General features: G+C 39.2%; 10 protein-coding genes. 4 read left to right on the forward strand and 6 right to left on the reverse strand.

Annotated elements, in window-relative coordinates; genetic code table 11:
• Positions 1–121 precede the first annotated feature (121 nt).
• The 5 genes from galT to hrcA form a co-directional block, all read right to left on the reverse strand.
• Positions 122–1,615, reverse strand: coding sequence for a UDP-glucose--hexose-1-phosphate uridylyltransferase (galT, locus tag BUA88_RS06360; protein ID WP_072914489.1), 1,494 nt, complete (start codon positions 1,613–1,615; stop codon positions 122–124).
• A gap of 174 nt (positions 1,616–1,789) precedes the next feature.
• Entirely contained in the window at positions 1,790–2,962 is a 1,173-nt protein-coding gene (dnaJ, locus tag BUA88_RS06365) for a molecular chaperone DnaJ (RefSeq protein WP_072914493.1), read from the reverse strand.
• 64 nt (positions 2,963–3,026) lie between these two features.
• Positions 3,027–4,922, reverse strand: a complete 1,896-nt coding sequence (dnaK, locus tag BUA88_RS06370; RefSeq protein ID WP_072914497.1) for a molecular chaperone DnaK — start codon at positions 4,920–4,922, stop codon at positions 3,027–3,029.
• 40 nt (positions 4,923–4,962) lie between these two features.
• Entirely contained in the window at positions 4,963–5,571 is a 609-nt protein-coding gene (gene grpE / locus BUA88_RS06375; RefSeq protein ID WP_072914500.1) for a nucleotide exchange factor GrpE, read from the reverse strand.
• A gap of 11 nt (positions 5,572–5,582) precedes the next feature.
• Positions 5,583–6,632, reverse strand: a complete 1,050-nt coding sequence (gene hrcA / locus BUA88_RS06380) for a heat-inducible transcriptional repressor HrcA (RefSeq protein ID WP_072914502.1) — start codon at positions 6,630–6,632, stop codon at positions 5,583–5,585.
• A gap of 241 nt (positions 6,633–6,873) precedes the next feature.
• On the opposite strand from hrcA, the gene lepA reads away from it, so the two are divergent.
• The 4 genes from lepA to BUA88_RS06400 all read left to right on the forward strand — a co-directional run bounded on the left by lepA (position 6,874) and on the right by BUA88_RS06400 (position 11,291).
• Positions 6,874–8,679: a translation elongation factor 4 gene (gene lepA, locus BUA88_RS06385; RefSeq protein ID WP_072914504.1), complete on the forward strand. Its 1,806-nt coding sequence runs from the start codon at positions 6,874–6,876 to the stop codon at positions 8,677–8,679.
• Between the two features lies 1 nt (position 8,680).
• The gene (hemW, locus tag BUA88_RS06390) at positions 8,681–9,883 is read left to right on the forward strand and encodes a radical SAM family heme chaperone HemW (RefSeq protein WP_072914506.1); all 1,203 of its coding nucleotides are present in this window, start codon (positions 8,681–8,683) and stop codon (positions 9,881–9,883) included.
• 130 nt (positions 9,884–10,013) lie between these two features.
• On the forward strand, positions 10,014–10,277 hold the full coding sequence (gene rpsT / locus BUA88_RS06395; protein ID WP_072914510.1) for a 30S ribosomal protein S20: 264 nt from the start codon (positions 10,014–10,016) through the stop codon (positions 10,275–10,277).
• 66 nt (positions 10,278–10,343) lie between these two features.
• On the forward strand, positions 10,344–11,291 hold the full coding sequence (locus tag BUA88_RS06400) for a tRNA dihydrouridine synthase (RefSeq protein ID WP_072914514.1): 948 nt from the start codon (positions 10,344–10,346) through the stop codon (positions 11,289–11,291).
• Between the two features lie 106 nt (positions 11,292–11,397).
• Here the strand turns inward: BUA88_RS06400 and BUA88_RS06405 are convergent, their stop codons facing one another.
• Positions 11,398–12,816 (reverse strand): IS1182 family transposase, encoded by a 1,419-nt coding sequence (locus BUA88_RS06405; protein ID WP_143151404.1) that lies wholly within the window; start codon positions 12,814–12,816, stop codon positions 11,398–11,400.
• Between the last annotated feature and the right edge of the window lie 129 nt (positions 12,817–12,945).

Consider the following 12,945-nt stretch of genomic DNA (forward strand, 5'->3'; position numbering starts at 1 on the left):
TGCTATGGCTATAATCTAATGGGGGAAAGTGATTGTTAAGTGAAGGTAAAATGAATTTAAAAGAAAGAATAAATGAAAAAAGCTCCTTGATGGTCTCCCATCAAAGAGCTAAAAAACAATATTATAATGTATCAACAAATCTCATAAATGCTGCAAGTCCTTCTTCATTGCACTTGTATACACCTGCGCACTCTAGTACTTCACAGAAGACCTTACCAATTTCCTGTTCAAGGATTTCTTTTACATTGCCAGCATCTATGTGTTCATAGTTCTTAGCGAACTCTTCTACCCAATCAGCATGCTTTTCAAGCACCTCATTGCTTCTAAGGTCCTTGCCATTAACAATGTAATCCGCAAGCTGTTCCATCTCACCTTTGAGACGACTAGGAAGAACTGCAAGCCCCATTACCTCAATAAGACCAATGTTCTCCTTTTTAATATGGTGAAGGTGAGCATGTGGATGATAAACACCAAGAGGATGCTCCTCTGTAGTAATATTATTTCTAAGAGCCAGGTCTAGCTCGAATAAATCTCCACGCTTTCTTGCGATAGGTGTGATTGTATTGTGCTTCTCTCCATCTGTCTCAGCAAAGACAAATGCAGCTTCATCAGTATAGCCTCTCCAGACATTCAAAATATGTTCTGCTAAATCAATGATGCGTTTTTCATCCTCGCACTGAAGACGAATTACAGAAAGTGGCCACTTAACAATACCAGCCTTAACATCTTCATATCCATTTACAGAGAATTCCTTAATGATAGGTGCCTTCTCCATAGCAAATGTATAGCATCCGCCCTGGAAATGATCGTGGCTAAGAATTGAACCGCCTACAATAGGAAGGTCTGCATTACTTCCAAGAAAATAATGTGGGAAAAGCTTTACAAAATCAAACAGCTTTACAAATGTGGCACGCTCGATTTTCATTGGAGTATGTTTTCCATTAAAAACGATACAATGCTCGTTATAATATACGTATGGGCTGTACTGGAATCCCCACTTGCTATCGTTGATAGTGATAGGAATAATTCTGTGATTCTCACGTGCAGGATGATTTGCACGACCTGCATAGCCCTCATTTTCCATACAAAGCTGACACTTTGGATAAGCAGACTGCTTTGCATTCTTTGCAGCAGCAATAGCCTTAGGATCTTTTTCTGGCTTTGAAAGATTGATTGTGATATCAAGTGTTCCATAATCAGTCTCTGTGGTCCACTTTAAATCCTTCTTTACTCTATATGTACGAATATAATCTGATGCCTTGCTAAGGTCATAGAAATAATTAGTAGCTGCCTTAGGGCCATCATTCTTATATTTGTTATTAAATTCATTAATTACCTGTGAAGGTCTTGGACAAAGCTGATTCATAAGCTTAGTGTCAAATAGATCTCTGTAGGTAATAGAATCTTCAATGATACCTCGTTTTACAGCCTCATCTAAAAGATCTGCAAGAACGTTCTCGAGAACTATATCAGACATATCACAATCTGGATCAGTAAACTCATCCTCTTTAAAACACTCTAACAAAAGATTTGTAGTGTAGATACGCTCACACTCTGGTGTAAGCCCCTGATTAATTCCATATTGAACTAATTTTTTAATACTTTCCTGAAGCATAATCCCCTCCGATTATTTTCTAATATTATATTTCAAATTATTCATCCCCTATGGAAACTATTTTAAACTATTTTAGTTTTCTTATTCAAGCTTTCTCATCAAAATTATTGCAAATTCGACTATTAAAAAGAGTAAAAGAAAAGCTAGCAGTCCCGTAGAACTACTAGCTTATTTTTATAAATCATCTATTGCATCTTTAATCTTATCAGCAAAGCCCTTGCGTTTCTTTTCTGTCTTAACAGTCTTAGGACCACCTGTTGTAGTGTTTCCTGTAAGCTCATCGTATTTACGAAGAGCATCCTTTGCATCCTTAGAAAGAGATGTTGGAACCTGAACTACAAGTGTAACGTAGTGATCGCCACGAACAGCCTTATTTCTAAGAGAAGGAACACCCTTACCCTTTAAGCGAATCTGAGTGTTTGTCTGAGTACCAGGCTTAACCTCGTATGAAACCTTTCCATCAAGCGTCTCGATGATAACCTCTCCACCAAGTGCTGCCTGAGCAAATGAAATTGGAGCCTCTGAATAAATATCATAATCACGACGATGGAATGTAGGATGACTGGAAACGATAACCTCTACAAGTAAATCGCCTCTAGGACCACCATTTCTTCCTGGCTCACCCTTTTCACGAATGCGTACGCTTTGACCATTATCAATACCTGCAGGAATAGATACAGCAATCTTCTTTCTGCGAGATACATAACCTGTTCCGTTACAATCTGGACATGGAGTATCAATAACTTCACCTGTACCATGACAATCTGGACAAGTAGTAACATTCTGAACCATTCCAAATAGTGACTGCTGAGTAACCATTACACGGCCCTTACCACCACACTTTGTACAAGTTCTCTTGCTTGTACCAGGCTTTGCACCTGAGCCGTGACAAGCTGCGCACTCTTCTTTAAGAGCGATTTCAATCTGCTTCTCACAACCGAAAGCAGCCTCTTCAAATGTAATATGAACAGCTGCACGAAGGTTTGCTCCACGCATAGGACCATTAGAAGCACGGCTTGCGCCGCCGCCTCCAAAGAAACTTCCAAAGATATCTCCGAAGATATCTCCAAAATCCATACCAGAGAAATCGAAACCGCCTGCTCCGCCACCGCCATTTTCAAATGCTGCGTGACCGAACTGATCGTATTGACGTCTCTTATCTGGATCAGAAAGAATCGCATATGCTTCTGAGGCCTCCTTGAATTTCTTCTCAGCCTCTGCATCACCTGGATTCATATCTGGGTGATACTTTTTAGCAAGCTTTCTGTATGCACTTTTAAGCTCACTTTCTGAGGCTGTCTTGGAAACACCAAGAACCTCATAGTAATCGCGTTTTTGTTCTGCCATTGTTTATCAATCCTTTATTATACTATTAGCTCCCTCGGTACCCGAGGGAGCTGAATTATACTAATTAAACCTCTTTAAAGTCCGCATCAACAACGTCATCATTTGCTGCGCCTGTGTTAGCACCTGCTCCAGCGCCTGCGCCTGTGAACTGGCTCATATCTGGGCCTGCACCTGCAGCACCACCCTGAGCCTGCTGTGTCTGCTCGTACATCTTAGCAAATACCTTCTGAGCTGACTCTGTAAGCTTCTCCTGTGCTGCCTTAAGCTCACCAATCTGTGAATCAGACATCTCCTCTGGAGTTGTGTACTGATCAAGAAGCTTCTGAGCTGCTTCGATATCAGCCTCAACTGCAGCCTTATCAGCTGCATCAATCTTGTCGCCTACTTCATCAAGAGCCTTCTTTGTCTGGAATACAAAGCTCTCAACATCGTTTCTTGTATCAACAGCTTCCTTACGCTTCTTATCCTGAGCCTCGAACTCTGCTGCTTCCTTAACAGCCTTCTCGATATCATCATCAGACATGTTAGAACCAGCTGTAATTGTAATGTGCTGCTCCTTACCTGTTCCAAGATCCTTAGCAGATACATTTACAATACCGTTTGCATCGATATCGAATGTAACCTCAATCTGTGGTACACCTCTCATTGCTGGTGGGATACCATCAAGTCTGAACTGTCCAAGTGACTTGTTATCCTTAGCGAACTGACGCTCACCCTGTACAACATTGATATCTACTGCTGTCTGGTTATCAGCTGCTGTAGAGAAGATCTGGCTCTTCTTTGTAGGGATAGTTGTATTTCTCTCGATAAGTCTTGTAGCAATACCACCCATTGTCTCAATTGAAAGTGAAAGTGGTGTTACATCAAGAAGAAGGATATCGCCTGCACCAGCATCGCCAGCGAGCTTACCACCCTGGATAGAAGCACCGATAGCTACGCACTCATCTGGGTTAAGAGTCTTGCTTGGCTCGTGACCTGTAAGAGCCTTTACCTTATCCTGAACTGCTGGGATTCTTGTAGAACCACCAACAAGAAGTACCTTAGAAAGCTCTGATGCATTAAGACCAGCATCCTTAAGAGCCTGATTTACAGGGCCTGCTGTAGCCTCTACTAAATCGTGTGTTAACTCATCAAACTTAGCACGTGTAAGGTTCATATCGAAATGCTTTGGACCTTCTGCTGTAGCTGTGATGAATGGAAGGTTAATGTTTGTAGTTGTTGCTGAAGAAAGCTCCTTCTTAGCCTTCTCTGCTGCTTCCTTAAGTCTCTGAAGCGCCATCTTATCTGTAGAAAGATCTACACCCTCAGCTGCCTTGAACTCAGCAAGCATCCAATCTGTAATCTTCTGATCGAAGTCATCACCACCAAGTCTGTTATTACCAGCTGTAGCAAGAACCTCGATAACACCATCACCGATTTCGATAATAGATACATCAAATGTACCACCACCAAGATCGTATACCATAATCTTCTGCTCCTGCTCGTTATCAAGACCATAAGCAAGTGCAGCTGCAGTAGGCTCGTTGATAATACGCTTTACATCAAGACCTGCAATCTTACCAGCATCCTTTGTAGCCTGACGCTGAGCATCATTGAAGTATGCAGGAACAGTGATAACTGCCTCTGTAACCTTCTCATTTAAGTAGCTCTCTGCATCACTCTTAAGCTTCTGAAGAATCATAGCTGAAATCTGCTGTGGAGAGTACTTCTTGTCGTCGATGATACGGCCATTGTCTGTACCCATATCTCTCTTGATTGAAGCGATTGTCTTCTCAGCATTTGTAACAGCCTGACGCTTTGCTGGCTCACCAACAAGTCTCTCACCTGTCTTAGTAAATGCTACGATAGATGGTGTTGTTCTAGCACCCTCTGTATTTGCGATAACTGTTGGCTTTCCACCTTCCATAACAGCAACACAGCTGTTAGTTGTTCCTAAATCGATACCAATAATCTTTCCCATTATTATTTCCTCCTTTTGGGTTTATCCTCAAAATAATAAATTAGTTAGCTACCTTAACCATTGAATGACGAACTACAGTGTCGTTGTACATATAGCCCTTCTGGAATTCCTCTACGACGATATTCTCGCCAACTTCCTCATCCTCAACATGCATTACCGCATTGTGGAAATCCGGATTGAATTCCTGTCCTACAGCCTCGATAGGCTTAACTCCTGCCTCATCAAGTGTTGTAAGCAATTGCTTATATATCATGAGCATTCCATCAGCAAATGGATCTGCTCCTTCCTCAACTGTAGCAAGACCTCTTTCGAAGTTGTCTACTACAGGAAGAATCTTTTCTACGATGCTCTTTGCACCTGTTGCAAACATCTGAGACTTCTCAACCTCAGTTCTGCGTCTGAAGTTTTCGAACTCTGCCATCTGACGCATAACTCTGTCATTAAGCTGTTCGATTTGCTCGTCTCTCTTATCTTTTTTCTTTTCCTTTTTCTTGAAGACCTTCTTTGATTCCTTTTCAGAATCCTTAGCCTCCGCTGCTTCTTCTGAATTCTCAGCTGTAGCAGCTTCCTCTTTCATTTCTTCAGCGTTCTCTACAGCTTCCTTAACTGCTTCTTCTGTAGAAAACTCTTCCATTTTATTCTCTGCCATTAAGAAATCTCCTAACTATCATTTTTCTTCTCATTGCGGAGCAGCTTATCAAGCTGTTCCTTGAGACTCTTTATATTATCAACAACATTTTCGTAATCCATTCTCTTAGGGCCTACGATACCAATTGTGCCCTTAACTCCGTCACCAAGTTCGTATGTTGCTGTAACAATCGAGCAATCTTTCATGGTAGATATTGGTGACTCATCACCGATGTATACCTGAATTCCTGTCTCCTCATCAGAAGCGTTCTCTGAGAGAAGCTCTATCAACGACTGCTTTTCTTCGAATGTATCTAAAAGTTCTGAAGCTTTCTTTGAGTCTGAAAGCTCTGGGTATTTGAAGATGTTAGTCGCACCAGAGGTGTAAACTTGTAAATCTTCATCTTCTGTGATGGTTTCTGCAACAGTATCAAGTACCTGAGAAACTATCTCGTCATGGATACCTGCCTGTTCCTTTAATCTGGTAATAAGCGCCAAATTAATCTGATCAACAGAAAGACCATTAAGATTTGTATTCAAAAGCATATTAAGCTTAAGTAATGTCTCGTTATCAAGCGGTTTGTCAATGTGGATGATTTTGTTCTTTACTATATTTCCATCCATAACCACAACTGAAAGCAACTGATTCTCATCAACTGCTGAAAGTTGTACAAACTTTAATCTGTTCGAAACAACTGATGGAGCTGAAATCAATGTGGCGTATTGGGTGTTAGTAGCTAGAACCTTTGCAACATTTTTAAGAAGTGTTTCTATCTTCTCTTCTCGTTCTATCATCCACTCCTTCATATCAGATACTTCTTTATCTTTGGAAGCAATCAGATTGTTAACATAAAATCTGTAACCCTTATCTGAAGGAATACGACCTGCCGATGTATGAGGCTGAACGATATAACCTAAATCCTCAAGATCTGACATCTCATTACGAATGGTGGCTGAGCTTAAGTTCAAATCTGTATATTTCGAAATCGTTCTTGAACCAACAGGCTCTCCGGTTTCTAAATAGTTCTTAATAATAGCATTTAGAATCTTAACTTTTCTCTCATCAAGCTCTATATCTGCCATGTATTCACCTCTTCCCCATTCGTTTTTATTTGTTAGCACTCACTCATTTGGAGTGCTAATCATTTTCTGATGTTAATTTACACCTACCCCATTAGTTTGTCAACAGACTTTAGACTTTTTTAATAAAACATTTATTTCTATAATGAAGTGATTATTTTTACCTGCCTGTTTTGCCAGCAATTCTTGTTATTTTTTCAATGCTTTGGTAAGATAATTGCAGTATTTTTATAAGAGGTAATTTATGGATCAAAGTAAAATTAGAAATTTTTGTATAGTTGCACATATCGATCATGGTAAGTCTACTCTTGCTGATCGTATTATACAGATGACTGGCACTCTCACTGACAGAGAGATGCAGGCACAGGTCCTTGATAATATGGATCTTGAACGTGAACGTGGCATCACAATCAAGTCTCAGGCAGTTCGTATTATTTACAAGGCCGATGATGGTCAGGAGTATATCTTTAATCTCATCGACACTCCAGGACACGTAGATTTTAATTATGAAGTTTCTCGCTCCCTTGCTGCTTGTGACGGAGCTATTCTTGTTGTAGATGCAGCTCAGGGCATTGAGGCTCAGACTCTTGCAAATGTTTACCTTGCACTTGACCACGACCTTGATGTTATTCCTGTTATCAATAAGATTGATTTACCTTCAGCAGATCCTGAAAGAGTTATCGAAGAAATCGAGGACATTATCGGTCTTGAGGCTCAGAATGCGCCACAGATTTCTGCTAAAACGGGTCTTAATATTCATGATGTTTTAGAGGCAATTGTTAATCAGCTTCCTGCTCCAAAGGGAGACCCAAAGGCGCCTTTACAGGCACTTATCTTTGATTCACTTTACGATCCATACAAAGGTGTTATCGTATTTTGTAGAGTTAAAGAAGGTACACTTAAGGTTGGCGATAAGGTTCGCATGATGGCTACAGGTGCCGAATTCGATGTTGTTGAAGTAGGCTACTTTGGTGCCGGACAGTTTATTCCTTGTGGAGAGCTTCCTGCTGGTATGGTAGGTTACATGACAGCCTCTATCAAAAATGTTCGTGACACTCGTGTGGGTGACACAATCACACATGTTAATCATCCAGCTGCAGAACCACTTCCAGGCTATAAAAAAGTAAATCCTATGGTTTACTGTGGATTATACCCTGCTGATGGTGCAAAATATCCTGACTTAAGAGACGCGCTTGAAAAGCTTCAGCTTAACGATGCCGCTCTTCAGTTCGAGCCAGAAACATCCATCGCTCTTGGTTTTGGTTTCAGATGTGGATTTCTTGGTCTTCTCCATTTGGAAATAATTCAGGAGCGTTTAGAGAGAGAATATAATCTCGATCTTGTTACTACTGCTCCATCAGTAGTTTATAGAGTTCATAAAACAGATGGCACTATGATAGAACTAACAAACCCTAGTAATCTTCCTGATCCATCAGAGATTGATTACATGGAAGAGCCTATGGTAGAAGCCGAAATCATGGTTACCAGTGAATTCATTGGCGCTATTATGGATCTTTGTCAGGAACGCCGTGGACAGTACATAAGCATGGAATACATCGAAGAGACTCGTGCACTTTTAAAGTACACTCTTCCACTCAACGAAATCATTTACGATTTCTTTGATGCATTAAAAAGCCGTTCACGCGGTTATGCTTCATTTGATTATGAAATGAAAGGATATCAGAAGTCAGAACTTGTTAAGCTTGATATACTTATTAATAAAGAGGAAGTTGATGCTCTTTCATTCATAGTCTTCTCTGGAACAGCTTACGAGCGTGGTAGAAAGATGTGTGAGAAGCTTAAGGATGAGATTCCTCGCCACTTATTTGAGATTCCTATCCAGGCAGCTGTCGGTTCAAAGGTTATTGCACGTGAAACAGTTAAAGCTATGCGCAAGGACGTTCTTGCCAAGTGTTATGGTGGTGATATCTCACGTAAAAAGAAACTTCTTGAAAAGCAGAAGGAAGGAAAAAAGAGAATGCGTCAGGTTGGTAATGTAGAAATTCCACAAGCAGCCTTCATGAGTGTTCTCAAACTTGACGAGGATTAAAATGACTCCTATCGAACTGTACATTCATATACCATTTTGCGTTAAAAAATGTTTATATTGCGATTTCCTCTCAGGGGTTTTCGATGAGAAAATGCAGCGGCGTTATACCGCTGCTTTGTGCACTGAAATAAAATTTATTGCAGCCACTCATCCAAACTGCATTATTTCCACCATTTATGTTGGAGGTGGCACACCATCGTGGCTCTCAGAGGATTTGATGGATGCTATTATTACCACTGTTAAGGAATGTTTCAAAATAGACCCATTAGCAGAAATTTCGGTTGAATGCAATCCTGGTACTCTTTCTGCTGAAAAGCTTAATGTCTATCGTTCAATCGGTATAAACAGACTAAGCATTGGTCTTCAATCTGCAAACGATGATGAGCTAAAAGAATTAGGTCGTATACACGATTACAATCGATTCTTACATACCTTTGATTTGGTTCGTAAAGCCGGATTTGATAACGTAAACGTAGATATTATGACAGGCTTGCCTCATCAGAACATTACTAAGCTTGAAAAGACATTAAACTCTGTTACAATGCTTCGACCTGAACACATTTCAGCCTACTCTCTTATTATAGAAAAAGGCACTCCTTTCTACGAAAAATACAGATTTGATGCTGTTAAACAGCAGGCTGGAATGGAGACTGAAGAATTACCTACAGATGAGGAAGCATACCGCCTTTATAAGTTTACTATGGAGTATCTGGAGAATAAGGGGTATAAACGTTATGAAATCTCTAACTATGCTAGAAATGGCAAGATATGCCGTCATAATGTAGGATACTGGGACAGAGTTCCTTATCTTGGCGTAGGACTTGGGTCAGCTTCACTTTTTGATAATGTTCGCACCACTAATCTTCGAGATATATACAAATATGTTGAGATATCCGAAGCTATAGACTCTGGTACTATCCCATCCTCTGAATTGTCTTCTCCATATTTTGATTCAGAGGAACAGCTTTCAAAGAAAGATGCCATGGAAGAATTCATGTTTTTAGGCCTACGCAAAATTGAAGGCGTTGCCCGTTCAGATTTCTTTCAGATGTTTGGCATTGATATCGAAGCAATTTATGGTCCTATCATTACAGCACTTCGTAATCAGGGCTTTATGGAAGCAAAAGAAGGTCGTTTATATTTAACAGATATCGGTATTGATGTAAGTAATCAGGTTTTATCAAAATTTTTATTAGATAAATAGCCAAATTCTATTGACAAACTGACATTTATTCACTATTATATTTGAGTATGCGTTGAACTGTCCGTGTCCGGCTACAACGTATTTTAATTAGAACATTTAATTTTTATACAAATTGGAGGTGTAGCAACACATGGCAAATATTAAGTCTGCTAAGAAGCGTGTTCAGGTAACAGCTGTTAGAACAGAGCGCAATAAGGCAATCAGATCAGAGGTTAAGACATATGTTAAGCGTGTTGAGGCTGCTGTTGAGGCTAAGGACAAGGCACTTGCTGAGTCAGAGCTTAAGGCTGCTATCAAGGTTATCGAGATGGCTGGTTCAAAGGGTGTTTATCATGACAACACTGTTAGCCGTAAGGTATCTCGTCTTTCAAAGCTTGTAAACACACTTGCTTAATTTAAGATAAGAATTTTTTTAGAGCACTGGTCCCGTCAACCAGTGCTTTATTTTTTAGGAGTAACCATGAATAATACAAAATATATATACTTCGCCCCCCTTGAGGGTGTTACTGACAGTATATTTAGAAATACATTTGAAAAGCATTACGGCGGAATTGATAAATACTACACTCCTTTTATCTCCCCTAATTCCACTTTTAAATTCACAACTAGGGAGTTTAAGGACATCGATCCTACAAAAAATAATATTTCTACCACTGTTCCTCAACTTTTAACAAACAATGCTGAACATTTCTTATGGGCAGTTCATGAAATAGCAGCTCTTGGCTATAAAGAAATTAATTTTAATCTTGGATGTCCATCCGGTACCGTTGTAGCTAAGAAAAAGGGCTCTGGTCTTCTGTATTATCCTGAAGAACTTGATAATATGCTTTATGAAGTGTTTTCTGGGTTAAAAGATGATGTAGCTGTATCTATTAAGACTCGTCTTGGTAAGATTGAACCTGATGAGTTTTATGAAATTTTAGACATATACAACAAATATCCTATATCAGAGCTAACAATCCATCCTCGTGTACAAAAAGACTTCTACAGAGAGCCAATACATCCTGAATTTTTTGAATATGCTATATCACACTCAAAAGCTCCATTAGTCTTTAATGGTGAAATCAAAACTACGGATGATATTTCTAACACTTTTAGAAAATACAAATCTATACATGCTGTAATGATTGGTCGTGGTCTTATTACAAATCCTACATTAGCTCTAGAGTACAAAAAAGGCCTAGAGCATACAGCCCTAGACCTTAATAAATTCAAAGCATTCCATAATGAACTTTTAGCTCAGTACATAGAAGTCCTTTCTGGTGAGAAACCAGTTCTACACCGCATGAAGGAATTTCTGGTATATTGGGAACCAAATTTCCCTGATGAAGCTAAAGCTATTAAAAAAATCAGGAAATCAAATAATCTTAATGAATACAAAACACTTACAGAAGCCCTATTTCAGTAGGGCTTCTCAGAGTGTAGACAAAGAGGATGCTGCAAAACCAAGTTTTGCAGCATCCTTTCCTTTTTTCTAAGATTCTATTTTGATTTTTGTGTAAAAAGACCTGTTTTTAGGCCATTTTCAATTCCCATTCTTGCTGTATTTTTGCTAGCTTCTTTAAATTCATACACGCAAAGGTAAGCGCAACCTTCATTACCATGCGCGCCTTACCATACATCTGTGTATATCTGAAACCATGATTCTCTTTAGCTGTCCCAAAGATTCTTTCAATGGTTTCTTTTCTGTGAGAGTATAAATCTTTCATACCTAAGGTCTGTCTTATATCTTCACATGCTTCCATGTATTCTTCCCAGACATGACGAGTTACAATTTTTACATGATTCTTGCTGGCTGTACATTGTCCTAAGAACTCACACTTCTCACATATGTGACCACAGCTTTTGTATTCCTTATAACCATCTCTGTTTGTAGTGCTGTATTTTAATATCTGGTCATTAGGACAAATATAGCAGTCATTGTATTCATCATAGACATACTCATATTTCTTGAAGAATCCTTCTTTGGTCTGAGGTCTCTTGTATGGAAAAACTGGTTTGACTCCATCATCAAGAAGTAACTTTGCAATGGCAGGAGTTTTATAACCAGCATCAACAACACATTTTTCCATGCCAATATTTTGAAGCTTGTCATAAAGCCCTTTGAAAGTTCTGCTATCATGCTCATTACCTGGATTGACATCAAAACCTAAAATCCATCCATTCTTATCACAGGCAGTTTCAATTCCATAAGCAAAGACATGCTTGTGCTCGCCTTTCCTAAACCATCCGCTCTCAGGATCAGTAGTGCTACATTTGATTGTTTTACAATCCAATGGAACATCATCAGTGTAATCTTCAAACTTATCATTACCACCTGATGAGCCAGCTGAGTTGTCATCATCGTCCTTATCTTTCAATGGCTTTTTACCATGAGCAGCTCTATCTGATGATATTTCTTTTCTCAGCATCTCCTCATAAAATAATGCTTCCTGCTGAGCGATTCTTCGCTGCATTTTTTTATTGTTAGCTCTTGCTTTTACATGAGTTGCATCCACGAAAATTTCTGTTGGGTCAACAAGTTTAAAGCGATAGCATTCTTCTAAGATGTGCTGAAAGATTTGTTCAAATAAATCAGTACCTTCAAATCTTCTTGAATAGTTCTTACCGAAGGTTGAGAAATGAGGAACCTTATCATAAAGTTCAAGTCCAAGAAACCATCTAAAAGCAACATTCACCTCAATCTCTTTTATAGTCTGACGCATGCTTTTTATTCCGTATAAATATTGAATCAATGGGATTTTGATTAGAGTAACAGGGTCAATACTTGGACGTCCCTGATCTGGAGAATATTTATCTCTGACCAAATCATAAATAAAAGACCAATCAATAGCTTTATCTATAATTCTGAGAAGATGATCTTGAGGAACCAAGTCATCAGTACATACAAATTCAATCTGCTTTCTAGCCTTCTCGTTTTGTTCTGTAATCATTATTCTAACCCCTTATTTTGATAGTATTATTATACCAAAAAAGAGGCGAAAAAGCTTGTGAAATCAAGGCTTCTTTAGACTTTAGAAGGACTAAAAATGAAAGAACTGGAGTCCGCAGACTCCAGTTCC

Origin of the sequence: Pseudobutyrivibrio xylanivorans DSM 14809 (genome assembly GCF_900141825.1) — a bacterium.
Lineage (GTDB): Bacteria > Bacillota > Clostridia > Lachnospirales > Lachnospiraceae > Pseudobutyrivibrio > Pseudobutyrivibrio xylanivorans.

What these genes read in the sequence shown, in the direction of transcription:
- galT (WP_072914489.1), bottom strand. Translation starts at nt 1,615, where the DNA reads ATGCTTCAGGAAAGTATTAAAAAATTAGTTCAATATGGAATTAATCAG.
- dnaJ (WP_072914493.1), bottom strand. Translation starts at nt 2,962, where the DNA reads ATGGCAGAACAAAAACGCGATTACTATGAGGTTCTTGGTGTTTCCAAG.
- dnaK (WP_072914497.1), bottom strand. Translation starts at nt 4,922, where the DNA reads ATGGGAAAGATTATTGGTATCGATTTAGGAACAACTAACAGCTGTGTT.
- grpE (WP_072914500.1), bottom strand. Translation starts at nt 5,571, where the DNA reads ATGGCAGAGAATAAAATGGAAGAGTTTTCTACAGAAGAAGCAGTTAAG.
- hrcA (WP_072914502.1), bottom strand. Translation starts at nt 6,632, where the DNA reads ATGGCAGATATAGAGCTTGATGAGAGAAAAGTTAAGATTCTAAATGCT.
- lepA (WP_072914504.1), top strand. Translation starts at nt 6,874, where the DNA reads ATGGATCAAAGTAAAATTAGAAATTTTTGTATAGTTGCACATATCGAT.
- hemW (WP_072914506.1), top strand. Translation starts at nt 8,681, where the DNA reads ATGACTCCTATCGAACTGTACATTCATATACCATTTTGCGTTAAAAAA.
- rpsT (WP_072914510.1), top strand. Translation starts at nt 10,014, where the DNA reads ATGGCAAATATTAAGTCTGCTAAGAAGCGTGTTCAGGTAACAGCTGTT.
- BUA88_RS06400 (WP_072914514.1), top strand. Translation starts at nt 10,344, where the DNA reads ATGAATAATACAAAATATATATACTTCGCCCCCCTTGAGGGTGTTACT.
- BUA88_RS06405 (WP_143151404.1), bottom strand. Translation starts at nt 12,816, where the DNA reads ATGATTACAGAACAAAACGAGAAGGCTAGAAAGCAGATTGAATTTGTA.